We start from the raw sequence: 23557 nt of genomic DNA on the forward strand, positions 1-23557 counted from the left end.
CTGTCCGCCGTCGGAGGTCCCTGGCGGGCGGCGGCCGGGGTCCCTGGGTCCGTCGGGGGCGGCGGCCGTGGTGTCGGTGGACGCGGGGCGGGTACTCCGCGGCGGCATGAAGGCACTCGTACTGAACTGCACACTCAAGACGTCTCCGGACCCCTCCAACACCGAGGCGCTGGCCCACGTCGTGGTCGAGCAGCTCGAGAAGGAGGGAGTCATCGTCGATGTCGTACGGGCCGTCGACCTCGACATCGCACCGGGCGTGACCAGCGACGCGATCCGTGCGGGTGACGCCTGGCCGGGCGTGCACGAGAAGCTGCTCCGATCCGAAATCCTCGTCATCGCCTCGCCGACCTGGCTCGGTCGTCCGTCGTCCGTCGCCCAGCGGGTCCTGGAGCGGATGGACGCCATGCTGTCCGAGACCGACGACGAGGACCGGCCGGTGGCCTACAACCGGGTCGCCGGTGTGGTCGTCACCGGGAACGAGGACGGCGCGCACCATGTGATCAGCGAGGTCTCGGGCGCCCTCGCGGACATCGGCTACACGATTCCGGGCCAGGCATGGACGTACTGGCATCTGGGCCCCGGCCCCGGACCCGACTACCTCGAAGAGGAGCGCGGCCGTGAGTGGTCGCACCGGACGGGGCGGGCCATGGCGGCCAATCTGTACGGCGTCGCCCAGGCACTGGCGGCGCGCCCCCTGGAGGCTCCCCCGCAGTAGGGATTAGCGGTTTCGGAGGTGGGGTACTCGGCGCCCATGATCACTACGGCGTATCAGCACTACGAAATGGCCATGTCGAACGCGGCGATCGGCGCGTTGGGGGCCTTCATCGGCGGTCTCGTCATCGCCGGTGCGCTGGTGTGGGCGGTCCGACTGGGGATCAAGGTGCGGCGGCGTGAGTCGGTCCCTCCCGGGAGCCATGAACATCCCGAGGTGCCGGAGACCGGGCCCGTTCAGGAAACCCGGGAATTCCGGGAGCCGGACGAGGTGCCGCGGGCTTCGGACGAGAGCGAGCGGCTCAGGCCGCAGAATCTTCACGCGTCCGGAAGCAAACGTGCCGAGAACCAGCAGCGACCGCGCTGGGATCCTGGTTCCAGCGGTTCCTTTGGAAGCGGCGGACCGGGCAGGACATGACCCGTCGGGAAAGCGAGTGTGTCCCGGCTGAAACGGGGATCATCGGGTACCCGCCGCCCATGCGCAACATTCTGCCGCGCCCGCTACGGCGCAAGAAGCCGGCCAGCACCGCCACCGACGAGGTCCTGGAAGAGGTGAAGCAGCAGGGCGAGGAGGACGACACCGACACGGCGAAAGGCACATCGGGAGGATCAGGCGACCCGATCACGCCGAGCCTGAGTGCGAACAGGAAGACCGTAAAGGGACACCCCTCCGACTGAGCCGCCCGGCAAAGGACCCTTTCCGTGGACCACACTCAGGCACCCGTCCTCGAAGCGCTGCGGCGCTATCACGACGAAGGCCAACTGCCCTTCACACCGCCCGGACACAAACAGGCACGCGGCGCCGATCCGCGGGCCCGGGCGCTGCTCGGAGAGGCGACATACCGTTCCGACCTCCTCGCCTCCGGTGGTCTCGACGACCGGCGCATGACGGGCAACGTCCTGAAGCGGGCCGAGGAGCTGATGGCGGACGCTGTCCACGCCGAGCACACCTTCTTCACCACTTGCGGAAGCTCGCTCTCCGTCAAGGCGGCCATGCTGGCGGTCGCGGGACCCGGCGAGCAGCTGATCCTCGGCCGCGACGCCCACAAGTCGGTGATCTCCGGCCTGATTCTCTCCGGTATCGAACCCGTCTGGGTCGACCCCCAGTGGGACGCGGAACAGCGCTTCGCCCACGCCCCCGGCCCGGAGGCTTTCGAGGAGGCGCTCGCCCGCCACCCCGACGCGCGAGGAGCCCTGGTCACCAGCCCCACCCCGTACGGCAGCTGCGCGGACCTGGGCCGGCTCGCGGAACTCTTCCACGCGCATGACCTGCCGCTTCTCGTGGACGAGGCATGGGGCGCACACCTGCCGTTCCACTCCGCTCTGCCCTCTTGGGCGATGGACGCAGGCGCCGACGTGTGCGTGACCAGCATCCACAAGATGGGCAGCGGACTGGAACAGGGTTCCGTCTTCCACCTCCAGGGTCCGCTGATCGAACCGACGACCCTGCAGTCCCGTGCCGACCTGTTCGGCACCACCAGCCCCTCCGTTCCCATCTTCGCGGGCCTGGACGCCTGGCGCCGCCAGATGGTGCTGCACGGCGAGGAGCTGCTGGACGGCGCGCTCCGGCTCGCCGCGGAGGTGCGTACCGACATCGAGAAAATCCCGGGCCTGCACGTCCTCGGCTACGACGACCTCGTCGGTACGGGCCTGTCGGTGGACTTCGATCCGCTGCCCACGGTCATCGACGTCAGTTCCCTGGGCACGACCGGCTACCGTGCCGCCGACTGGCTGCGCCGGGAGCACCGTGTCGACATGCATCTCGCCGACCACCGGCGCATCAGCGCCCAGCTCACCCACGCCGACTCGCCGGAGACCACGGGCCCGTTGCTCGACGCCCTGCGTGACCTCGCCGAGCACGCCGACGAACTGGCCGCCGGACTGCCGGACATCGTCGTACCGTCCGGGGACGAGATGCGGATGGAGCAGGCCGTCCGGCCCCGGGAGGCGTACTTCGGGCCCGCGGATGCCGTGCCGATCGAGCGGGCGGTGGGCCGGATCGCGGCCGAAATGATCACCCCGTATCCGCCGGGCATCCCGGCGGTCCTGCCGGGTGAGCGGTTCACCCAGCCCGTGCTGGACTACCTGCGCACCGGTCTGCACGCGGGCATGAACCTTCCCGACGCCGACGACCCGGAGCTGCGCACGATCAGGGTGCTTCACTGAGCAGCCGCACAAGGCGACGGGGCCGCGATGGCGGCCCCGTCCCGCTGGCAGCCGTGGTCACGGGTGCATGAGGATCTTCACGGCGTCGTCCTCCTTGCGCTGGAAGATCTCGTAAGCGTGCGGCGCGTCGTCCAGTGGCAGATGGTGGGTGGCGAAACCGTCCACGCCGAGCGGGTCCTTGTCGGTGAGCAGCGGCAACAGGTCGTCCACCCAGCGGCGCACGTTGGCCTGTCCCATCCTGAGCTGAATCTGCTTGTCGAACATGGTCAGCATCGGCAGCGGGTCGGCGGCTCCGCCGTAGACGCCGCTGACCGAGATGGTGCCGCCACGCCGTACGAGGTCGATGGCCGTCCGCAGCGCGGCGAGCCGGTCCGTGCCGGCCTTCTCCGCCAGCCGGGACGCAAGGCCCCGCGGCAGAACGCCGGCCGCCTGCTGGGCCATCCGTCCCAGCGGACTGCCATGGGCTTCCGCGCCCACGGCGTCGATCACCGCGTCGGGACCGCGTCCATCGGTACGGTCACGAATGGCCCCGACCAGATCGTCGGTGCTGTCGAACTCCGACAGGTCGAACGTCTGGACCCCGCGCTCCCGCGCCCGGTTCAGCCGGGTGGCGACGAGGTCGACGCCGAAGACCCTCTCCGCGCCCTGGTGCAGCGCGATCCGGCACGCCATGTCGCCGATCGGCCCGAGCCCGAGCACGGCGACCGAACCGCCGGGCGGCACATCGGCGTAGCGGACAGCCTGCCACGCGGTGGGCAGCACGTCCGACAGATAGACGAAGCGGTCGTCGGCGGGACCCTCCGGCACCTTGATCGGCCCGTACTGGGCCTGCGGCACCCTCAGATACTCGGCCTGCGCGCCGGGCACCGCCCCGTACAGCTTGGTGTAGCCGAAGAGCGCCGCGCCCATGCCCTCCTCGGTGACCTGCGTGGTCTCGCACTGGGTCGGCAGACCCGACGCACACATCCAGCAGTGTCCGCAGGCGATCTGGAAGGGGATCACGACCCTGTCTCCCGGCCGCAGCCCCGGAACCTCCGGACCGGTCTCCTCCACGATGCCCATCGGCTCGTGGCCCAGGATGTCGCCCGGGGTCATGAAGGGTGTGAACACCTCGTACAGATGCAGGTCGGAGCCGCACAGTCCGGTCGACGTGATACGGACGACCGCGTCCGTGGGCTCCTTGATCGTCGGGTCCGGAACCGTGTCCACGCTCACGTTCCGCTTGCCCTGCCAGGTGACGGCCCTCATCGCTGTGCGCTCCTCTCGGTGGCGTACCCACGGGCGCGAGTCGCGCCCGGAGGGGGCATGGCGGCCGAGTACCCGTCAAGCGACACCGCAGACGGACATCGGGGTTTCTCGGCGGGGCCAAGGGGGACTCGGTCTCGGTAGCCGAAAGACGGCAGTACCGGAAAGAGGCGGTCCCGAGCGGGACCGGACGCAGAAAGAAGATGAAGCGCCGTGACCCCCGACGTCAGCAGGAAGATCACCATCCGTGGGCCCGAGACGGGCTGGGCGAAGGCACGTCGCCGGCGCGGGAGCGGCCCACGTACCTGTCTTCCGGCGACGGCTGACCGGGGTGCCACGCAGGACCCGGCGGGCTCCGAGGGGAACATCATCAGGGGCGAGGACTGACCGGCTGCCCCGCGCGGGAGACCAGGAGCCAGCGGGAAACCAAAAGGGGAAGGTAGGAGAGAAGGGAAGAAGAGGGGCCGGAGAGACAGCTGAGCGTCTCTCCGGCCCATTTCGCGCCTGCGGCCCGCAGGTGCGGGCCGCAGGTCTGAACCGCCGGTGGCAGGGGACTCGCCAGGTGTACGCGAGAGGGCCGGGGCAGGGACACGATGAGACTGCGGACGAGTGACGCCGACGGGGCCGGGATCAGACGCGTCCGCTGCGGCCGTGGATTCCGCTACCTCGACATCTCGGGGCGTCCCATCACCGACGCCGAGGAGAAGGAGCGCCTGCGGCGGCTCGCCGTCCCGCCCGCTTGGCAGGACGTCTGGATCTGTCCCTGGCCCAACGGTCACATCCAGGCGAAGGGAACCGACGCCGCCGGCCGGCGCCAATACCTGTACCACCCGGAATTCCGCGAGCAGCAGGAGGCGGCCAAGCACGAACACGTCCTCGAGGTCGCCGAGGCGCTCCCCAAGCTGCGCGCGCACGTCGCCGACGGCCTCGGTGAGCGGGGCCTCAGCCGCGAGCGGGTCCTGTCCTGCGCGGTCCGGCTGCTCGACCTCGGCTTCTTCCGGGTCGGCAGTGACGCCTACCAGCGCGACAACGGGTCGTACGGACTGACCACGCTGCTGAAGGAGCACGCCGGCTGCCGGCGCGGGGAGGTGTCCTTCAGCTATCCCGCCAAGCACTCCCGGACGCTGACCCGTTCCCTGGTGGACCCGCCCGCCTACCGGGCCCTGTGCGCACTGCTGCGCCGGCAGGGCGGCGGCTCGCGGCTCTTCGTGTACTGGGAGGGGAACGCCTGGCACGAGGTGCACGCGGAGCATCTCAACTCCTATCTGCGCGAGCACGCCGGGAAGGACGTCACCGCGAAGGATTTCCGGACGTGGCACGCCACCGTGCTGGCGGCGGTCGCGCTCGCCGTGTCGTCGCGGGTGAGCGGTGAGTCGAAGGCGGTCCGCAAGCGGGCGATCACCCGTGCCATCCGTGAGGTCAGTGAGTACCTGGGGAACACACCGGCGGTGTGCCGGGCCTCGTACATCAACCCACGCGTGATCGAACTCTTCGAGGAAGGCCGGACCATCGCGCCGGCTCTCGACCGGCTGGGGGACGGAGTCGCCTTCGGCCGGCCGGCCACGCAGGGACCCGTCGAGGAGGCGGTGCTGCGCCTGCTGACCCCGTCCGGATGAAGCCGCCCGGGTCGGGATGCCGTGTGAAGAAGGGCGGCAAGGGAACCCGGATGGTCCCGAAGCTCCGTCACGGAGGTTTCAGTCATGGCTGGTCACGGCTCATCCAGCAAGAAGATCGTCGTCACCGGGGCCACCGGCAACGTGGGCACCAGCGTGGTACGCCTCCTGAGCGAGGATCCCTCGGTGGAATCCGTGCTGGGACTGGCGCGGCGGATCCCGGACTGGTCGCTGCCCGGCACCACCTGGCAGGGCGTCGACCTCGACGAGGACATCGACCTGGCCGGCCTCTTCCGCGGGGCGGACGCCGTGATCCACCTCGCGTGGAAGTTCCAGCCCGCCCGGGAACCCGCGGTCACCTGGCGCACCAACGTCCTCGGCAGCGTCAAGGTCTTCCGCGCCGTCGCGGAGGCGGGTGTCCCGGCGCTGATTCACGCCTCCTCCGTGGGGGCCTACTCCCCGGGCACGGAGGAGCGCGCCGTCGACGAGTCCTGGCCGACGCACGGCTGGCCCGAGGCCGCGTACACCCGCGAGAAGGCGTACGTGGAACGCGTCCTCGACATCTTCGAGCGGGACCACCCCGGGATACGGGTCGTACGGATGAGGCCCGCCTTCCTGTTCAAGCGGGAGTCGGCCAGCGAACAGCGGCGCATCTTCGGCGGGCGTTTCCTGCCGGGCCCGCTGCTCAGGCCGGAGCTGCTGCCGATCGTGCCGGACATTCCGGGGCTGCGCTTCCAGGCGCTTCACACGGACGACGCCGCGCGGGCGTATCTCCTGGCGGCGCTCGGCAAGGCGCGGGGCCCGTTCAATCTCGCCGCCGACCCGCCGCTGGACGCCGCTGTCCTCGGCGAGCTCTTCCACTCGCGGACCGTGCGGGTGCCCAGCACGGTCGCGCGCTCGGGACTCGCCGCCGCCTGGGGGCTGCACCTCGTGCCGGCGTCCCCGAACCTGTTCGACGCCGTGCTGCGGCTGCCGTTGATGGATTGCGAGCGGGCCCATTCCGAACTGGGCTGGGCTCCCAGGCACACGGCCGTCGAGGCCCTGGAGGAGATGCTGGCCGGCGTGCGTCACGGAGCGGGCGCGGACACCGCCCCGCTCGCGGGCCGGGCGGTGGGCTGAACGCCAGGCCCCAGGTAGGCTTCCCGGTGTGCGCCCAGGGGGAGCGCACCGGGTGATCATGCACAGCGCGGGTGCCCGGTTCAGGCACGGCCAAACGGGAGGAACCGGCGTTGCACGTCCAGGACTGGCTCGAGACGGTGCCCGCGGTCAGCATCTACGCGCTGGTGGGACTGGTCATCGGCCTGGAGAGCCTGGGCATCCCGTTGCCCGGAGAGATCATCCTGGTCTCGGCGGCGCTGCTCTCCTCGCAGCACTCGGGCATCAACCCTGTCATCCTCGGGGCGTGCGCGAGCCTCGGAGCGATCGTCGGCGACTCCATCGGCTATGCCATCGGCCGTAAGGGCGGACGCCCGCTGCTGGCCTGGCTCGGCGCGAAATTCCCCAAACACTTCAGCGAGGGCCATGTCGCCACCGCCGAGCGGTCCTTCCAGAAGTGGGGCATGTGGGCCGTCTTCTTCGGCCGTTTCATCGCCCTGCTGCGGATCTTCGCGGGCCCGCTCGCGGGTGTGCTGCGGATGCCGTACTGGAAGTTCCTCACCGCCAACGTGCTCGGCGGCGTCATCTGGGCCGGCGGCACCACCGCGGTCATCTACTACGTCGGTGTCGTCGCCGAGTCCTGGCTCAAGCGCTTCTCCTGGCTGGGCCTGGTCGCGGCGCTGCTCATCGGACTCGCCTCGATGTTGATCGTGAGGCGCAAGGCGAAAAAGGCGACGGCGGAGCGCGCGGCGACCGAGGCGGAGCCTGTCGCGGCACCGGCCGCTGAGTGAGTCACCGGGGCGGGGCCTGTCGCGGCACCGGCCGGTGAGTGAGTCACTGGGCGGAGTCGGTTGGGGTGGCGCCGCTGAGTGAGTCACCTGGGCGGAGCCGGTCGGGGTGCCGCCGGTGAGTGAGTCACTCGGGGCGAGGCCGGTCGCGGCGCCGCCGCCGCATGAGTCGGAGGCTGAGCTCGTCGCTGCGCCCGCCGCCGACCACGTCACCGGGCCGCCGACCACGTCACCGGGTCGCAGACCACGTCACCGGGTCGCAGACCACGTCACCGGGTCGCAGACCACGTCACCGGGTCGCAGACCAAGTCACCGGGTCGCAGACCAAGTCACCTGTGCTGCATACCAAGTCACCGGTGCCGCCGACTCAGTCACCGGAGCCGGGGCCCCGGCGGCGTCACCTCTCCTCGTGCGCCGCCCGGTGCGCCTTCGCCAGTTCGACGTACAGCGTGCCGTTCAGTGAGATGCCCTCGCGCTCCTCGTCGGTCAACTGTCGCTTGACCTTGGCGGGGACGCCCGCGACGAGCGAGCCCGGCGGCACCCGCATCCCCTGCGGGACCAGGGCCTGCGCGGCCACCAGCGAACCGGTGCCGATCACCGCGCCATTGAGCACCGTGGCGCCCATGCCGATCAGACAGTCGTCCTCGACGGTGGCGCCGTGCAGCACGGCGTTGTGCCCGATGGAGACCCGCTCGCCGACGCTGATGGGGAAGCCGGGGTCCACATGAAGGCTGCAGTTGTCCTGCACATTGCTGCCGGCGCCGATGGCGATCGGGCCGCAGTCGGCGCGCAGCACCGCCCCGTACCAGACGCTCGCGCCGGGGTGCAGCGTGACCTCCCCGATCACCACGGACGTGGGCGCCACGAACGCCTCGGGGTCCACCCGCGGATCCTTGCCGCCGATCCCCATGATCAGCGCCTGCTGCGTCATCACCGTCTCCCCGTCTCTTCCCTGATCGCTACACCGGCACCGTATGCCATCGCACCGCGCCCCGGTGGGGCGAAGATCACAGGCCTACGATCACATCGGCGCTGCCCGCGCTGAGTACCGTGAGCGGGTGCCCAGGAGCAAGAACACGTTCTCATCATGGCGACGCGGCCTCGCGCAGCGCGTCGTCCACGCGGGCTGGGCCTGGGCGCAGCGCACGGGGGCGGTCACGGCGGAGCGCCCTGGACGGCTCCGCTTCGGCGCGATGGGAACAGGTACCAGACTGGCCTTCCCGCTGGGCACGGTCTTCGGCGAACCGTGGATCCATCTCGGCTCCCACTGCATCGTCGCCGAACAGGTCACACTGACCGCCGGTCTGATGCCCGACCTCGACCTCGGTCCGGACCCGATCCTGCGGATCGGCGACGGTGTCGTGCTCGGCCGAGGCAGCCATGTCATCGCAGACACGACGGTCACGATCGGCAGCGACTGCTACTTCGGGCCGTATGTGTACGTCACCTCCACGAACCACTCCTACGACGATCCGCACGAGCCCATCGGCAAGCAGTGGCCGCGCATGGAACCCGTGCGCATCGGGCCGGGCTGCTGGATCGGGACCGGCGCGGTGATCCTGCCGGGCGCGCGGATCGGGCGGAACGTCGTGGTGGCGGCCGGTGCGGTGGTACGAGGTGTGGTGCCCGACCACGCGGTTGTGGCGGGCGCCCCCGCACGCGTCGTGCGCCGCTGGGACCCCGTGAGGGGCTGGCAGCCGCCGCTGCGGACACCGGCGCCGGTGCCGATTCCCGACGGGGTGACGCCGGAGCAGTTGCTGGCGCTGTCGGGGCTCGACGACGAGGCGGTGGCGCGCCTCGCGGAGCTGGACCTCGAGGCCGAGGGCGCCTCCGGGGACGTACCCGCCGAGTCCTGAGCCGGCCGGGCCTCAGCCCGTCGCCAGCAGGACCGTGCCGACCAGGGCCAGGCCCGCGCCCGCCGCCTGCATCCCGCGCAGCCGTTCGCGGAGGATGCCGCGCGCGGCCAGGGCCGTGACCACCGGGTAGAGCGAGGCGAGGACGGCGGCCACGGTGACCGGGCCGTGCTGGGCGGCGACGGAGTAGGTGCCGTTGGCCGCGACATCGGCGAGGCCGACGAAGGCGAGCGCGGGGAGAGAGTGCCAGGGGAAGCCGCCCTCGGGAAGCGCCGGGGCGCCGCGCTTCACGGAGACCAACAGTGCCGTGCCGCCGGTGACGACGTTGGTCACGCGCTGGACGAAGAGCGCGAGGAACAGCCCGGTGACCGACGACGACGCCTCCGCAATCAGCGCGAACACCGTGCCGAAGCCGAGCGCCGCGAGCAGCGTGAGGAGGACCGCCTGCCGCTGCACGGGGGCGCCCCGCAGCTGGGGCCCGCCCGCGAGGACGACGCCCACGATGGCGACCGCGATCCCCGCGAACTGTGTGAGCCCGGGACGCTCGCCGAGGACGAGTCCCACGGTGACGGGGACGGCCACGGCCAGCGAGCCGAGCGGGGAGACGACTCCCATCGGGCCGAGGGCGAGCGCCTTGTAGAAGGAGAGCAGCGCGACCGGGCCCACCAGGCCGGCGGCGAACGCGAACCAGAGTTGCGGTCCTGCCGCGCTCCAGCCCCCGGTGGCGACCACGATCGCGCCCAGCACCGCCGCCGCGATCGCCTGGGAGACGACGACCACCGTGAGTGCGGGCGTACGCCGGGTCAGCAGCCCTCCGCCGAAGTCGGCCAGGCCCCACAGGAGGCTCGTGGCCAGGGCGAAGAGTGCTGTCACGGGATGCCTCGCAGTACAGTTCGGTGAACGATCGGGTGCACCACACCATAGTTCACCGGATTGAACTCTGTCATCCAGAATATTGGACGGAATGTGTCGGACCTCGACCTGCTGACTCAATCCCTGGCGCGCAATATGAAGCGCTGGCGCACCGAGCGCGGCTTCACCCTGGAAGCCCTCGCCGCACGCGCCGGAGTCAGCCGCGGCATGCTCATCCAGATCGAGCAGGCCCGCACCAACCCCAGCATCGGCACGGTCGTCAAGATCGGCGACGCCCTCGGCGTCAGCGTCACCACCCTGCTCGACTACGAGCAGGGCCCCAAGGTCCGTATCGTCCCGGCCGAGCAGGCCGTACGGCTGTGGCACACCGACGCGGGCAGCTACAACCGGCTCCTCGCGGGCACGGAGGCCCCCGGCCCCCTGGAAATGTGGGACTGGCGGCTCATGCCCGGCGAGGGCAGCCCTTCGGACCCGCACCCCGCCGGCACGGTCGAACTCGTCCATGTCACGGCGGGCGAACTCACGCTCACCGTCGACGGCGTGGAGCACCGCGTCCCGACCGGAGCGAGCGCCTCGTTCGAGGCCAACACCCCACACCGGTACGCCAATGACGGCGACGTGCCGATGGAAATGGTCATGGCGGTGTCCGTCCCGCTCGTGCACTGAGACGCCCCTCGGGCCGCGCCGGCGCTGCTGTTAGCGTGCCGTCATGCGCCCACCCATCGGACACTTCGACCTTTCCAAGGCCGCTCCCGACTCCCTCGACGAGCTCACCCGCCCGGTCGCAGACGCCGTACGCGACTGGCGGGGCAGCATCCCCGCCGACCAGATCATCTACGTCGACACGGACCCGGAGTGGGCCGACACCGCCACGTTCGTCGAGCACTACGGCCGGGAGCTGCTCGACCAGTCCGCCAACTGCGTGGTCGTCGCCGGCAAGCGCGGCGGCGAGACCACGCTCGCCGCGTGTGTCGTCCTGTCCACGACGCGCGTCGACGTCAACGGAGCCGTGCGCCGCCAACTCGGCGCCCGGAAGGCCTCGTTCGCGCCGATGGACACGGCGACCGGGGAGACCGGCATGGAGTACGGCGGCATCACGCCGCTCGGACTCCCCGGTGACTGGCCCGTGTTGGTGGACGCGGCTGTCGTCGAGCTGCCGTACGTGCTCGTGGGCAGCGGCCGACGGCGCGGAAAGCTGCTGGTACCGGGGAAGGTGTTCGCGGAGCTCCCGAACGCTGTGGTGCTGGAAGGACTGGGCGTGGCCTGACTTCCTTGGGCGCCTCCTGCGGGCCCTGGCGCAATGCCCGGTCAGGCGGCCGAGTGATGTGCCAGCGTCAGATGAGGGTCCGTTTCGCCCGGCCTGGGTGTCGGATCGGCGTGCACCAGGGCCGCGGTGAGCTTCGGTACGGCGTGCAGCAGGGCGTGTTCGGCCTCGACGGCGATGTGGTGGGCCTGACGTACGCTCACCTCGCCGTCCACGACGACCGCCACCTCGGCGCGCAGCCGGTGTCCGATCCAGCGCAGCCGCAGCTCACCTACCGCGCGCACGCCCGGCACCTCCCGTAGCGCCCGTTCGGCACGGTCCACCAACTCCGGGTCCACGGCGTCCATCACCCGCCGGAACACCTCGCGGGCGGCGTCGCGCAGCACCAGCAGGATCGCGGCCGTGATCGCCAACCCCACCAGCGGGTCGGCGAGTCGCAGGCCGAGCGCCGCGCCGCCCGCGCCCACCAGCACGGCGAGTGAGGTGAATCCGTCCGTCCGCGCGTGGAGTCCGTCGGCGACGAGCGCGGCGGAGCCGATCTCGCGGCCGACGCGAATGCGGTGGCGGGCGACCCACTCGTTGCCGAGGAAGCCGATCAGCGCGGCTGCCGCGACCACCGGGATGTGCCGCACGGGGCGCGGGTCGAGCAGCCGGTCGACCGCCGTCCAGGCCGCGAAGGTCGCCGACGCGGCGATCGTCAGCACGATCACGATGCCCGCGAGGTCCTCCGCCCGACCGTAGCCGTACGTGAAGCGTCGCGTCGCCGCGCGGCGGCCCAGCACGAAGGCGATCCCGAGCGGCAGGGCCGTCAGCGCGTCGGCGGCGTTGTGCACGGTGTCACCGAGCAGCGCGACCGACCCCGACATCACGACAACGAACCCCTGCGCCAAGGCCGTTGTCCCGAGGACGGCCAGGGAGGCCCAGAGCGCCCGCATGCCTCGGGCCGACGACTCCAGCGCGGAGTCGATTTTGTCGGCGGTCTCGTGGGAGTGGGGGGCTAGGAGGTGGCGCAGGCGACTCGCGAGGGTGGGGTGGGGGTGGGGGTGGGCATGCGCGTGCTCGGATGCGTGGGTGTGGGCGTGGGCGTGGGCGTGACCGGGTGTGTGGGCACGATCCTGCTCGTGGGTGTGTGTGGGGCCCTGGCCGGGCTCGTGGGTGTGTGTGGGGCCCTGGCCGGGCTCGTGGTTGTGCGTGGCGCCACGGCCGGGCTCGTGGGTGTGTGTGGGGCCCTGGCCGGGCTCGTGGTTGTGCGTGGCGCCGCGACCGGGTTCGTGGGTGTGTGTGGGGCCGGGACCGGGCTCGTGGGTGTGTGTGGGGCCGGGACCGGGCTCGTGGGTGTGCGGGTCGGCACCCCCGGGCTTGCGGACGTGCGTGTGGTCGCGACTGTGCTCATGGCCGGGTGTGTGCTGCCGGTCGCTCACGTCGGTCCCCTTCCGGTGCGGGAGTGGACGCGTCGGCATCCATGGCGCCATTATGTGCGTATGAGCGCACGCATGCACCTATCACCTGCGCATGATGCGCATCCGCGCACCCCCAGCGAGGAACAGTTCGCGCTCGCTGCCGAACTCCTCGCCCTGCTGGGCGACCGCACCCGCCTCGCCCTGCTCCATGCCCTGAGCGGCGGCGAAGCCGACGTCACGAGCCTCACCGAGGCGTGCGGCGCCGCCCGTCCGGCCGTCAGCCAGCACCTGGCGCGCCTCCGGCTCGCCGGACTCGTGAACACGAGGAAAGAGGGCCGCCGGGTGATCTACTCACTCGGCGACGGCCATCTTCGCCGGGTCGTCGACGAGGCGCTGAGCGTGGCCGACCACCGCATCAACGACAGGCCGGCGCACGACTGACCCGTACGACTGGCGATGGCCGTGCTGAGCGGGCCGTGTCGTCCTCGCCCGCCTCCAGCAGGTTCGCCGCCGCGCGCCCACGACTCACCACGGTCCAGGGCGCCCGCGCGGTGTCCGTCTCGCGGAACACGGCGACCTTGGCAGCGGTGTAGTCGTCCCAGCGGTCCAAGGGCGCAGGTACATGGGGCTCAGCTTCCACGGAACGGCTCCGCGAGCGACGCCGACTTGGACGCCGCCACCCCGCTCTTCTGCGGCCGTTGGGACGCGGCAGCGCGGGCGCATGCCGCGGGCGAGGTCGACCAGAACTCGACGCCCCATGGGGCTTCAGTGAGACGATCGCCGCCTTCCTCGACCGAGGGAAGTGACCACCTCGGACCAGCCCGCTTGGGCGAGCCGCGCGCGATCACCGTGGCCGTGGCGGTGTCGTCGGCAGGCACCGAGGAGGGAAAGCGGTGGGGCGGCCCGCCGGGCGTCAACCGCGTGGGCCGAGCCGGGGGATCTCGATGGCCGGGCAGCGGTCCATGACCATGTCGAGTCCGGCGCCCGTGGCCCGGGCGTACGCCGCTTCATCGATGACGTCGAGCTGGAACCACACCGCCCTGGCGCCGATCGCGACGGCCTCATCGGCGACGGGACCCGCCAGTTGGCTGTTGACGAAGACGTCTACGACGTCGACGGGGAACGGGATGTCCTCCAGGGAGGCGTATCCCTTCTCCCCGTGGACGGTCTCGGCCTTCGGATGCACGGGCACAATGCGCTTGCCGTAGCGCTGCAGGACGTCGGCGACGCGGTAGGCCGCGCGGCGCTGGTTCGACGAGAGGCCGACGATCGCCCAGGTGTCACCGAGTTCGGTGAGTATCTTGCGGATCGATGCCGGGTCGCCGTACATGGTCGGCCTCCTAGGGTCCCAGAAATAGGCGTTCAGCCGGGAAACAGTGTGCGTCAGACGGTGATTCCCAGCAGCTCCGTGTTGCCGTCGTGCGTGCCGCCCGCCCAGCCCTCGTTGACCCCGGCCGTCATGCTCTCGGCCAGGCCGGGAGCGTTGTACGCCAGCTCCCGGTACAGCGAGGCGAGGCCCACCGCCGACAGATCGTCGAAGTCGGCGGCGGTGCGATGCGGAGCGGCGGACTCGATGAGCGTGGTGAACAGGGAGAGCGTCCCGTCCCCGTTGTCAGCGAGTTCGAACAGCCGGGCGTGGTGCGGGTAGTCCACGTGGGAGGCCGTGTTGACCTCCCAGAAGGATCGGGCGGGCGTCGCGTGCGGATGCGGGGTGATCCGATTGACGTGGCTGTGGCCGTTGATCCAAGCCACGACGTTCGGGAACCGGCTGAGCAGGGCGATGACCTCCGCGCCGTCGTGGCGCGGTTCGTCCGTACGGGCGGCATCGGTGCGGCGCGTCATGCTCGGGCTGTGGTGGTGGCTGAAGACGAGGATGTGGGCGTCGTCGGCACCTGGATCGCGGACGAGGCGGCCGTCCGCGTCGTAGGACCGGGAACTGTGCGCGGCCAGCGTCCGCTCCAGCCAGCGGAGCTGGTCGGTGCCGAGTGAGCCCTCGTAGTGGCCGCTGCGATAGGTCGTGTCGATGCTGACGCCGAGGACGTTCTCGGCGATCCGGAAGGTGTAGTACAGCCGCTCGCCGTCGAGATTGTTCTCGGTGTAGCCGTGGCCGAGCGGACCGGCGCCCTTGTGGGCGGGGTCGAGATGCGCGACGAGATAGTCGTGCGGGGTGCACAGCCGGCGCCGTTCGTCGGCGGTCACGGTGCGTGCCGAGGCCGCGTGCCGCTCCAGGATTCCCTTGAGCACCTCGCTCTTGGGGTCGTCGCCCGTGCTCAGCGCGGTCGCGTAGGCGGCGGCGTCCGCGGCCGGGACCGACAGCAGCTTGCGGGAGCCGACGGCGAAGTCGTTCAAGGCGGGGGAGAGGCAGCCGCCGGGCAACGCGTCGTGGTTGCCGGCCGTGGAGTACCAGGGGATGCCGAGCCCGGGGCTGGTCAGCGACCGGGTCGCGGCGTCGAGGAAGCCGGGTATCAAGGGCAGCCCGCGCCGCTTGTCCAGGTCGCGCAGGGCCGCCTCCTGCGGATGCCAGTAGAGCGGCACACCGGAGTTCTGGACGCCCTCGTACGCTGTCGGGTCACCCGTGCCGGGTGTGATCCGGCCGCCGCTCATCAGGGTGAGGAACCACTCCAGCTCGATCATGGAGTTGTTGTCGAGGTTGTCGCCCGTCGTCATCACGAAGGCCGGGGGCAGTCCGGTGTGCGGGCCTGCGCCGATCGCGTTCACCTGCTCCACGAGCGCCACCGCACCGGCCACCGTCAGCGCCTCCTGCGGCCGCCACGCGGAGGCCGCGCGCGATCGCAGGAACTCGGTGCGCAGCGGGTTCTGTACGTCGGTGAGGTGCAGATCGGTGAACTGGACGAAGCACGCGAGCGGGGTACGCCGGTCCTGCCGCCCGGTGCCGGGAGCGGCGAGTTCCTCCCGTACGACGAGGGGCAGGCCGGGGCCGGAGACCAGCCGCCGGTAGGTGCCGGGGTGCGCGGCTCCGCCGAAGCGGGCCGTCGTCTCCAGCGTGGTCGCCGCGTACGGTGCCGGGCGTCGGGTGGCCCGGACCGCCGCCCGTACGGAAGGGTGCTGCCGTTGCCTGGGCAGCACGGCACCCGCCGTCCCGGCCGCCCCCGCCGCGACGGCGGCGCCCGAGGCGAGCAGAAAACGGCGGCGGTTGATTGCGGACGCTGGTTCGGTCCCGGCCATGGGGCAGCCCTTCCGTGCCTCCGAGTGACTCACTGAGCGGAACCACTCATTCAGGCACCGGGGGCCCTCGCGTGGCGCCCCCGTGAACGCCGCGTGATGGCTTGCCGAAGCGCCCGGTCGAACGCGTGTGTGCGGTCGAGTCCTGCCCCGGGTCTGCCTCCCTTCGTGGCGGAGACAGGCGGAGACAGGCGGGGACGGTGGGCCGTGCCCGCGGTGCGGTCGGACGAGGAGTGACCTCATGGACGGCTCGGACACGGACGCCGCGCGTCTCACCCTTCACCTCGACGCCGCCGCGCTCCGGCACCACCGGCCCGCGTACGCCGAACTCGTGCACGTCGCCCGGCGCGAGGGACCGTCGGGCGCGAGCGTCTTCCACGGCCTCACGGGCTTCGGCTCCGGAGACCCGAGACCCTTCCCCCCGCCAAGGGCCCCTGCGCGGTGGTGATCGTCGGCGAGGAGCGACTTCTGCGGTCCTTTCCGCCCCGAGTCGGGGACATCCTGGAGGAGACCTACGCGCTCGCCGTCCTCGATCGGGTGCGGATCCACCGGACGTGAGGCGGACGTCGAGGCCGGAATGCGCCCACCTCCCTGCGCCCGGCCCCCGGCCCGCCTACGCTCACCTCGTGCTCCGTATCACCGACGCCCGATCGGGCGAGCCCACCGATGCCGCCCTCGCCCGCCGGGGCGTGGTCCGCGTCCACGCGCATGTGTCCGGGTTCGACACCACGGCTCTACGGGTGCTCGTCGTCGCCGACGTCCTCGTACGGGCCCTGGAGATCGGCGGAACTCCCGTCTGGCCGACGTTGAGTTCCGCTCGGGAGCTCGCGGAACTCCGGTCGGGCGCCGCGGCGCTCGGCATCCGGCCGTTCGAGGACCACCACGAGCCCGCGACCGGACTGGGCGACGCGCGGACCCTGCACGTACGCGGGCCGCGGGACGGGGCGACGGACGCCGAGGCGGCGGACGGCGTACACGTCGAGGTCGCGCCGGTCGATCCCGCCGGCCGCCCGGGCCTCGAGGATCCCACTGTGCTCCGCCTGGCCCTGCTGGCGGCTCCCAGGGATGAGCCCCTGCGTCTCGACGCCGCCGCCCTGGCGGATGCCGAGGGCACGCTCACGCGCTGGCGCGCCGCCGTGGCCGGCTGGGCGACCCTGCCGTCCCGGCCCGTCCCCGACGACGTACGCGGGCGGCTGCGGGGCGCCTGGGAGGACGACCTGGACGTACCCGGTGTGCTGCGCGTGCTGAGCTGGGTCGAGACGTCCGATGTGCCGGAGGGCGCCCGCTTCGAGACGTACGCCTACGCGGACCGCCTCCTCGGGCTCGAACTCACACGCGAGATCGGGGGGCAGCGGTGATCGTGCCGGCCGGAGCGGGCCCGCTGCGCAGACTCGTGGTCCTGCGGCACGCCAAGTCCGCCTGGCCGGCGGGTGTGCCCGACCACGAGCGACCGCTCGCGCCACGCGGCCGACGGGACGCCCCGGCCGCCGGACGCGCCCTCGCCGGGGCCGACTGGCTGCCGGACCTCGCGCTGTGCTCCACCGCCCTACGGGCCCGCCAGACCTGGGAGCTGGCCGCCGAGCAGTGGAGCACCCCGCCGCCCGTACGGCTCGAAGCGCGGTTGTACGGGGCGGACGTACCGGAGTTGATCGAGGCCGTGCGTGAAGTCCCGGAACACGTACGGACGTTGCTGCTGATCGGGCACAACCCGGGCCTGGAGGAGCTGATCCTCGAACTGGCCGGGGACGGTCTCGACGACGCCCTGGAGCACGTACGGACGAAGTTCCCGACCTCGGCCGTCGCGGTCCTCGCCTGGCACGGCAAGGAATGGGACGAACTCGCTCCAGGCCCGGCGCTGTTGACGGACATGACGGTGCCGAGGGGCAAGAAACGCTGACGCTCGGCCCATGCGGCGCGGGGCCCGCGCTTCGGATCCGCCCGGCGCGGCGGAGCACTTTCCCTCGGACCGGTTGACGCAGGCGTTCGGGACCGGCCGGTGCGGTCACTTGGCGCGGTACTCCCGAGTGCTGGCTCCTGAGACTCGTTAGCGATCAGCTGCAACGGTCCGCTCGCGAATGCCTCGTCAATGAACCGGGCCGTCGCCTCGTCGAAGGTCACGGCGCCGCGCGCAGTCCGAAGGCACGACGCACCCGCGACGCGAACGAGGTGGTCACGATCGAGGGGACGAAGATCAGCGCGATCTTGAGACCGTCGGGCCGTTCGATGACGTTCATGACCAGCGTGTAGGCGAACGGCAGGATGCCGCTCATGATCACGGCGGCCGTGGTGAGCAGCTTGCGGGCGTCACGGATCCGGCCCGCCGGCTTGGCGTACATGTCAGGAGGGCCGCGCCGACCTGGACAGGGTGATTCGGGTGTTCTTGCCGAGCGTCCAGCTCACACCGGTGAGACACATGACCCGCCACCACTTGTGGATCTGGCGTTCACGTCCGGGGTCGCGTGCGGACCCGGAGGGCGGGCCGACTGCTCGCTCAGGCTCTCCGGAAGCCATGCCGGCCAGCGGGGCGTGGACGCGGAGGGCGGGGGCGCCCGCGGCAACCGGCGTCCGGCACGCGTGCGTGCAGCACATACGCTGGCGTGATGCAGGACGAGTACCGCACAGTGGCCCGCGCGGGCGTGCACGAGACCGAGGTCAACCGCTCCCGTTTCCTGTGCGCGCTCGCCCCGGCCGCAACCGAGCGCGAGGCCCAGGACTTCATCGCCGCCGTCCGCAAGGAGCACGCGGACGCCACGCACAACTGCTACGCCTACGTCATCGGCGCCGACGCCGCCGTGCAGAAGGCGAGCGACGACGGGGAACCGGGAGGCACCGCGGGCGTCCCCATGCTCCAGATGTTGCTGCGCCGCGACATGCGGTACGTCGTCGCCGTCGTCACCCGCTACTACGGCGGGGTCAAACTGGGCGCGGGCGGCCTGATCAGGGCGTACGGCGGCTCGGTGGGCGAGGCGCTGGACGCGCTGGGGACGCTCACGCGCCGCAGGTTCCGGCTCGCCACGGTGACGGTCGACCACCAGCGCGCGGGCAAGGTGCAGAACGACCTGCGCTCCACCGGGCGCGAGGTGCGTGACGTGCGCTACGGCGAGGCGGTCACGATCGAGATCGGACTGCCGGACGCCGAGGTGGAGGCCTTCCGGGCATGGCTGGCCGACGCGACGGCCGGGACGGCCGGGCTCGAAGTGGGCGGGGAGGCCTACGGAGACGCGTAACAGCCCGGGCGAGAGGGATGAAACGGGCAATATCGACAGGGGTGTCCGAGGCCCTCGGCAGATACGGCGGCAGGCGCTGGAAGCACTTCGCACGTGCTGCCAATGAGTTCATCAAGAATTCGTGGATGGAGACGGTGAGCGTGGCCTGGAGACTCGCAGTCGGCGGTCGAGTAGGAACCATGCAGAGTCCAAGTCCAAGTCCGATGCCATCAGCGAGTCCCGTTCGGTGTCTCGTCGGCACTCGGAACCGTGAGGTAGCGGTGCAGGGAGCCAGTGCCGACGACCTTTCGTACGCAACCGCCGGTGCGGGCAGGAATCGGCTGATCGAGGGGAGTTCAAGCGTAGGCGTCCTCGACAGTGACTCGTCGCACTGTGCGCAGCGTCGACTGAAGACTGTCCAAATCGGTCGAGCCCAGAGCGAGGCGGATGGCCTGTGGTGTGTGTGTCGAGGTGCTGAACGGCTCGGCCGTGGTTACCGAGATGTGCTGACGTGCGAGGGTGGCGGTCAGGCGATCGGCGCGTGCGTCGTCGGGCAGCGGCAGCCATGTGAAGTAGGACGAGGGGTGGCTGATGAGTGGTAGGCCTGCCAGCTCTTGTCTGGCGAGTGCTTGGCGGGCCTTGGCATCGTCTCGTTTCTGCGCTTCCAGGTGGTCCACCGTGCCGTCGTCGAGCCAGCGGCAGGCGATCGCGGTGGTGAGGGCGGGGGTGTTCCAGGTGGTCGCCCGGATCGCGCGTTCGAGCGAGGGCACCGCAGATGGCGGGGCGACGACGAAGCCGACCCGGAGGCCGGTGGCGACGCTCTTGGACAGTCCCGAGACGTAGACGGTGATGTCCGGCGCGGTTGCGGCCAGCGGCAGTGGAGGGTTCTCGACTAGGTAGGCGTAGGAGGCGTCTTCGATGATGAGCGGACCGTACTGTCGGGCGAGCTTGATCAGGCGGGTTCGGTCGGTTGCCGACATGACCCAGCCCAGAGGGTTGTGCAAGGTGGGCATGGTGTAGATCGCGCGCACGGGGCGGGTCGCGCACAGCTTTTCGAGGGCATCGAGATCCGGGCCGTCGGCGGTTGCGGGTATGGGCGCCAGGTCGAGATGAAAGGCATGCGCGAGCACCTTGAAACCCGGGTAGGTGAGTGCGTCGACCGCGACGACGTCGCCGGCGTTGAGCGTGGCCATGACGGTGATGGCGAGGCCGTGCTGCGCACCGTTGGCGATGAGGATCCGATCGGCGTCGGTGGTGATTCCTCGACGCGTCAGGTGCCGTGTGATCGAGGCTCTGTCCTGGGGACGCCCTGGATGTGGCTGGTAGCGCAGCATTGTGTCGAGATCGCCGGCGGCGGCCACCTCTCGCAGGGCCTGCCGAAGGAGATCAGCTTGTCCGGGTAGCGACGGATAGTTGAAGTTGAGGTCGACTGCATCCGTAGCGACGACCTGCTGATCGATGCCGTGACCGGCGGGCACCGCGATGTCGCGCACGAACGTGCCGCGGCCCTGTTCCCGGCTCACCAGGCCCATCGTTTCCAGCTCGGCGTACACACGGGTCGCGGTCACCACAGCGATGCCCTCACGGGCGGCGAGCCCGCGGTGTGTCGGCAGCCGCACGCCCGCGGCGAGCAGCCCGGTCCGGATGTCGGATGCGAGCGCGTCGACCAGCATTTTGTACCGCGGGGCTGCCATGCACCGGATTGTACGCATGACAATTCTTTGACTGTCCTGTTCGTGGGTCCTTACCGTCAAGAGCCATCAACCCGGAAGGACAGCCGCCGTGCACATCGCCATTCTCACCTTCGAGGGCTATAACGAGCTCGACTCCCTGATCGCGCTCGGTGTGCTCAACCGCATCAAGACCGACGACTGGCGCGTCACCATCGCCACCCCCAGCCCCAGGGTGACGTCGATGAACGGGGTGGTCATCGAGCAGATGTCCACGCTGGAGGAGGCGTGCGCCGCTGACGCCGTCATCGTCGGGAGTGGCATCGCCACGCGCGAGGTCGTCGAAGACCCGGCGATCATGAACATCCTGCGCAACCTTGACCCCTCGCGCCAACTCATCGCGGCACAGTGCTCCGGCGCGCTCGTGCTGGCCAAGCTCGGCCTGCTCAATGACATCCCCGCCTGCACGGACCTGACCACCAAGCCCTGGGTCGTCGCCGCAGGCGTCGAGGTACTCAACCAGCCCTTCTACGCCAAGGACAACATCGCCACCGCCGGCGGCTGCCTGGCCTCCCACTACCTCGCCGCCTGGATCATCGCCCGACTCGAAGGCAACGACGCCGCCGAAAGCGCGCTGCACTATGTCGCCCCGGTCGGCGAGAAGGAGGAGTACATCGAGCGCGCCTGGCGCAACATCACCCCCTACCTGCCCGCTCCCACACCGACGTTCGTCTGAACAACCAGTCGCAAGCAGCGGGCGCAGAAGTTCAGTGCTCTTACGCGTCACCGACGGGCTTCAAGAATTCACGGTCATTTCCAGTGATGGCGTCAAGGACATGTCGGTCGTCTGCTTGCCGGAGCGGGGCCGAGGTGTGAGGTCCGTGGTGAAACAGGGGTCCATAAGCGCTAGGAGATCTCGCAGTTCGACTTTCGCCGGCTGGCCGGTGGGCCTGCGGTCGAGCCGGGCTTTTCGCCAGGCGGTCAACGTCGGCTCGATCAGGGCCCATCGGGCGTCGGACAGGTCGCTGGGATACGGCTTCCGCTGGCTCACGGCCCAGCGTGATCATGAGAGATCCGGAACACCGTGTTCCGCCACCTCTCGGGCGTTTCCGCCTCTTTTTCAAACCAGACGGACTCTGGAGCAGAGAAGCGGATGAGACGCGCAGCCGAGTTCACCGCGTCCGGGTGAACGACTAGCACTTATCCGGCAGTTAATCCCAAAGTGGGGCATGCGTGAAAGCTGCATACCGGAACAAACCCATGTAAACGCCCTCTGAGAGGGCGGTTCGTGAGTCTTTGAGTGCGTCTGTCGTCGCCTGCGGGACCCGGGTCCCGCGGCGGACGGAACCTGCCGCTGTCGCGGCCGGCCGGCAGGCCCTACGCCGACTCCCGCAACCGCAGCTTTCCGTGGACCACCATCTCGTCCCGGCTGAGCCCGCCGCTGCGGGTCAGCAGCCGCGCCGCCTGTTCGACGGCGAGCGCGCCGAGCTCCCGGGTGTCGAGGGCGACGGTGGACAGGGGCGGTTCGACCAGGGATCCGAGCTGAAGGCCGTCGAAGCCGATGACTGCGAGGTCGTGGGGGATCTGGCGTCCGAGTCGGCGGCCGGCGCGCAGTGCGCCGATGGCGATGATGTCGTTGAACGTGAACACGGCGGTGACGTCGGGGTGCCGGGCGAGGAGGTCTTTGAGCGCGCTCTCTCCGCCTTCCACGCTCTGGTCGGCGCGGCACACCGCGTCGGCGTCGAGTCCGCAGGCGTCCATCGCGGCGGCGAACCAGTCGTGCCGGTTGCTCGGCTCGGACCGGCCCGCGTGATCGAGCATGCCGATCCGCCGGTGCCCCGAGTTGGCCAGGTGGCGGATCGCGGAGGCGACGCCCAGCTCTCCGTCGATCCGGATCGTGCTGAACCGCTCGGAGCGGTGCTCCCGGTCGATGAGCACGACCGGCATCCCCCGGGTCAGCCGGTCGATCTCCTCCTCGGTCAGGCTCATGTACCCCACGACGGCGTCCACCTGCGAGGCGATCGCCTCCAGGGTGCCCCGCTCCTCCTCGACGCGATCACCGGTGTCGCACACGACGACGTGCCAGCCGCGGTCCCGCGCCGCGTCCAGGGAGGCGGCGGCGACCTCGGTGAAGAAGGGGTTGAGCAGATCGGGGATCACGAGCCCGACGCTGATCGTGTCCTGGCGGACGAGCCCCCGGGCGAAGCGGCTCGGCCGGTATCCCAGCGCGAGGGCGGCATCGAGGACGCGCTGCTTGGTGGCGACACCGATCTCGTCCTTGTCGTTGAGCGCCCGGGACACCGTCTGCCGGGACACCCCGGCGCTGCGGGCCACATCGTCGATCGTCACCCGGCGGGGTCCGGTCCCCGACGACGCCATCGTTCACCTCCGCGTGTTGTCGACGCGCGCGCGTCACAAGGGACACTGAGTATGCCCCGGGCCGACATTGTGGTGCGACCAGGTGTGCGAACGGTTGATGGTGCTCCCCTG

General features: G+C 70.7%; 25 protein-coding genes and 2 pseudogenes. 16 read left to right on the top strand and 11 right to left on the bottom strand.

All coding sequences use genetic code 11. The features are described from left to right. The first annotated feature begins 106 nt into the window (after positions 1-106). The 4 genes from AB0D27_RS08745 to AB0D27_RS08760 are packed head-to-tail and all read left to right on the top strand — an operon-like array spanning position 107 to position 2877. Positions 107-715, top strand: a complete 609-nt coding sequence (locus AB0D27_RS08745; protein ID WP_362504343.1) for a flavodoxin family protein — start codon at positions 107-109, stop codon at positions 713-715. A 36-nt stretch (positions 716-751) separates the two neighbouring features. Next, positions 752-1129, top strand: a complete 378-nt coding sequence (locus AB0D27_RS08750) for a DUF6479 family protein (protein ID WP_362504076.1) — start codon at positions 752-754, stop codon at positions 1127-1129. 59 nt (positions 1130-1188) lie between these two features. Further along, entirely contained in the window at positions 1189-1389 is a 201-nt protein-coding gene (locus AB0D27_RS08755) for a hypothetical protein (protein WP_362504079.1), read from the top strand. A 24-nt stretch (positions 1390-1413) separates the two neighbouring features. Further along, complete coding sequence (locus AB0D27_RS08760) at positions 1414-2877, top strand: aminotransferase class I/II-fold pyridoxal phosphate-dependent enzyme (protein ID WP_362504081.1); 1464 nt, start codon at positions 1414-1416, stop codon at positions 2875-2877. 57 nt (positions 2878-2934) lie between these two features. Here the strand turns inward: AB0D27_RS08760 and AB0D27_RS08765 are convergent, their stop codons facing one another. After that, complete coding sequence (locus tag AB0D27_RS08765; RefSeq protein ID WP_362504084.1) at positions 2935-4125, bottom strand: zinc-dependent alcohol dehydrogenase; 1191 nt, start codon at positions 4123-4125, stop codon at positions 2935-2937. A 590-nt stretch (positions 4126-4715) separates the two neighbouring features. On the opposite strand from AB0D27_RS08765, the gene AB0D27_RS08770 reads away from it, so the two are divergent. From AB0D27_RS08770 to AB0D27_RS08780, 3 genes are all read left to right on the top strand, one after another. Then, positions 4716-5738 carry a DNA topoisomerase IB gene (locus AB0D27_RS08770; RefSeq protein WP_362504086.1) on the top strand — a complete coding sequence of 341 codons (1023 nt, stop codon included), beginning with the start codon at positions 4716-4718 and terminating at the stop codon, positions 5736-5738. An 84-nt stretch (positions 5739-5822) separates the two neighbouring features. Beyond that, positions 5823-6854 (top strand): SDR family oxidoreductase, encoded by a 1032-nt coding sequence (locus AB0D27_RS08775; protein ID WP_362504088.1) that lies wholly within the window; start codon positions 5823-5825, stop codon positions 6852-6854. Between the two features lie 110 nt (positions 6855-6964). After that, positions 6965-7621 (top strand): DedA family protein, encoded by a 657-nt coding sequence (locus AB0D27_RS08780; protein ID WP_362504091.1) that lies wholly within the window; start codon positions 6965-6967, stop codon positions 7619-7621. A 394-nt stretch (positions 7622-8015) separates the two neighbouring features. Here the strand turns inward: AB0D27_RS08780 and AB0D27_RS08785 are convergent, their stop codons facing one another. Next, entirely contained in the window at positions 8016-8549 is a 534-nt protein-coding gene (locus AB0D27_RS08785; RefSeq protein WP_362504094.1) for a gamma carbonic anhydrase family protein, read from the bottom strand. 127 nt (positions 8550-8676) lie between these two features. Between AB0D27_RS08785 and AB0D27_RS08790 the strand changes: the two genes are divergently transcribed. Further along, positions 8677-9474, top strand: coding sequence for an acyltransferase (locus AB0D27_RS08790; RefSeq protein ID WP_362504097.1), 798 nt, complete (start codon positions 8677-8679; stop codon positions 9472-9474). A gap of 12 nt (positions 9475-9486) precedes the next feature. On the opposite strand, the gene AB0D27_RS08795 is transcribed toward AB0D27_RS08790, so the two are convergent. Further along, positions 9487-10344 carry a DMT family transporter gene (locus tag AB0D27_RS08795; RefSeq protein WP_362504100.1) on the bottom strand — a complete coding sequence of 286 codons (858 nt, stop codon included), beginning with the start codon at positions 10342-10344 and terminating at the stop codon, positions 9487-9489. Between the two features lie 93 nt (positions 10345-10437). Between AB0D27_RS08795 and AB0D27_RS08800 the strand changes: the two genes are divergently transcribed. Both AB0D27_RS08800 and AB0D27_RS08805 read left to right on the top strand, forming a co-directional pair. Then, entirely contained in the window at positions 10438-11010 is a 573-nt protein-coding gene (locus AB0D27_RS08800) for an XRE family transcriptional regulator (protein ID WP_362504103.1), read from the top strand. 43 nt (positions 11011-11053) lie between these two features. Continuing rightward, positions 11054-11611 (top strand): YbaK/EbsC family protein, encoded by a 558-nt coding sequence (locus tag AB0D27_RS08805; RefSeq protein ID WP_362504106.1) that lies wholly within the window; start codon positions 11054-11056, stop codon positions 11609-11611. A gap of 41 nt (positions 11612-11652) precedes the next feature. Here AB0D27_RS08805 and AB0D27_RS08810 read toward each other — a convergent pair whose 3' ends face one another. After that, positions 11653-12621, bottom strand: a complete 969-nt coding sequence (locus tag AB0D27_RS08810) for a cation diffusion facilitator family transporter (RefSeq protein WP_362504346.1) — start codon at positions 12619-12621, stop codon at positions 11653-11655. Between the two features lie 468 nt (positions 12622-13089). Here AB0D27_RS08810 and AB0D27_RS08815 point away from each other — a divergent pair, with 468 nt between their 5' ends. Continuing rightward, the gene (locus AB0D27_RS08815; protein WP_362504109.1) at positions 13090-13449 is read left to right on the top strand and encodes a metalloregulator ArsR/SmtB family transcription factor; all 360 of its coding nucleotides are present in this window, start codon (positions 13090-13092) and stop codon (positions 13447-13449) included. On the opposite strand, the pseudogene AB0D27_RS08820 reads toward AB0D27_RS08815, so the two are convergent. From AB0D27_RS08820 to AB0D27_RS08830, 3 genes and pseudogenes are all read right to left on the bottom strand, one after another. After that, positions 13424-13624: pseudogene (locus AB0D27_RS08820) on the bottom strand (polyphosphate kinase 2); the annotation flags it as partial. The gene AB0D27_RS08815 and the pseudogene AB0D27_RS08820 overlap by 26 nt on opposite strands. Before the next feature lie 297 nt (positions 13625-13921). Then, a complete protein-coding gene (locus tag AB0D27_RS08825) occupies positions 13922-14338 on the bottom strand; it encodes a CoA-binding protein (RefSeq protein ID WP_362504112.1) in 417 nt (138 codons plus the stop codon). A gap of 53 nt (positions 14339-14391) precedes the next feature. Next, entirely contained in the window at positions 14392-16194 is a 1803-nt protein-coding gene (locus AB0D27_RS08830) for a TIGR03767 family metallophosphoesterase (RefSeq protein WP_362504115.1), read from the bottom strand. A gap of 238 nt (positions 16195-16432) precedes the next feature. Between AB0D27_RS08830 and AB0D27_RS08835 the strand changes: the two genes are divergently transcribed. The 3 genes from AB0D27_RS08835 (at position 16433) to AB0D27_RS08845 (ending at position 18088) form a co-directional block, all read left to right on the top strand. Further along, positions 16433-16639, top strand: a complete 207-nt coding sequence (locus AB0D27_RS08835; RefSeq protein ID WP_362504118.1) for a DUF190 domain-containing protein — start codon at positions 16433-16435, stop codon at positions 16637-16639. A 178-nt stretch (positions 16640-16817) separates the two neighbouring features. Further along, positions 16818-17549, top strand: coding sequence for a hypothetical protein (locus tag AB0D27_RS08840; RefSeq protein ID WP_362504121.1), 732 nt, complete (start codon positions 16818-16820; stop codon positions 17547-17549). Next, complete coding sequence (locus AB0D27_RS08845; RefSeq protein WP_362504124.1) at positions 17546-18088, top strand: histidine phosphatase family protein; 543 nt, start codon at positions 17546-17548, stop codon at positions 18086-18088. Before AB0D27_RS08840 ends, AB0D27_RS08845 begins: the two co-directional genes overlap by 4 nt. A 217-nt stretch (positions 18089-18305) precedes the next feature. On the opposite strand, the gene AB0D27_RS08850 is transcribed toward AB0D27_RS08845, so the two are convergent. Further along, entirely contained in the window at positions 18306-18527 is a 222-nt protein-coding gene (locus AB0D27_RS08850; protein ID WP_362504127.1) for a hypothetical protein, read from the bottom strand. Between the two features lie 264 nt (positions 18528-18791). Between AB0D27_RS08850 and AB0D27_RS08855 the strand changes: the two genes are divergently transcribed. Next, the gene (locus tag AB0D27_RS08855; protein WP_362504130.1) at positions 18792-19418 is read left to right on the top strand and encodes a YigZ family protein; all 627 of its coding nucleotides are present in this window, start codon (positions 18792-18794) and stop codon (positions 19416-19418) included. Positions 19419-19753: 335 nt separating this feature from the next. Here AB0D27_RS08855 and AB0D27_RS08860 read toward each other — a convergent pair whose 3' ends face one another. Beyond that, a complete protein-coding gene (locus AB0D27_RS08860) occupies positions 19754-21091 on the bottom strand; it encodes a PLP-dependent aminotransferase family protein (RefSeq protein WP_362504133.1) in 1338 nt (445 codons plus the stop codon). 88 nt (positions 21092-21179) lie between these two features. Between AB0D27_RS08860 and AB0D27_RS08865 the strand changes: the two genes are divergently transcribed. Then, on the top strand, positions 21180-21803 hold the full coding sequence (locus AB0D27_RS08865) for a DJ-1/PfpI family protein (RefSeq protein ID WP_362504136.1): 624 nt from the start codon (positions 21180-21182) through the stop codon (positions 21801-21803). A 177-nt stretch (positions 21804-21980) separates the two neighbouring features. Here the strand turns inward: AB0D27_RS08865 and AB0D27_RS08870 are convergent. Then, a pseudogene (locus AB0D27_RS08870) lies at positions 21981-22118 on the bottom strand (IS5/IS1182 family transposase); the annotation flags it as partial. 326 nt (positions 22119-22444) lie between these two features. Next, the gene (locus AB0D27_RS08875; protein WP_362504139.1) at positions 22445-23446 is read right to left on the bottom strand and encodes a LacI family DNA-binding transcriptional regulator; all 1002 of its coding nucleotides are present in this window, start codon (positions 23444-23446) and stop codon (positions 22445-22447) included. Positions 23447-23557: the final 111 nt, after the last annotated feature.

This window comes from Streptomyces sp. NPDC048415 (assembly GCF_040651675.1).
GTDB lineage: Bacteria > Actinomycetota > Actinomycetes > Streptomycetales > Streptomycetaceae > Streptomyces.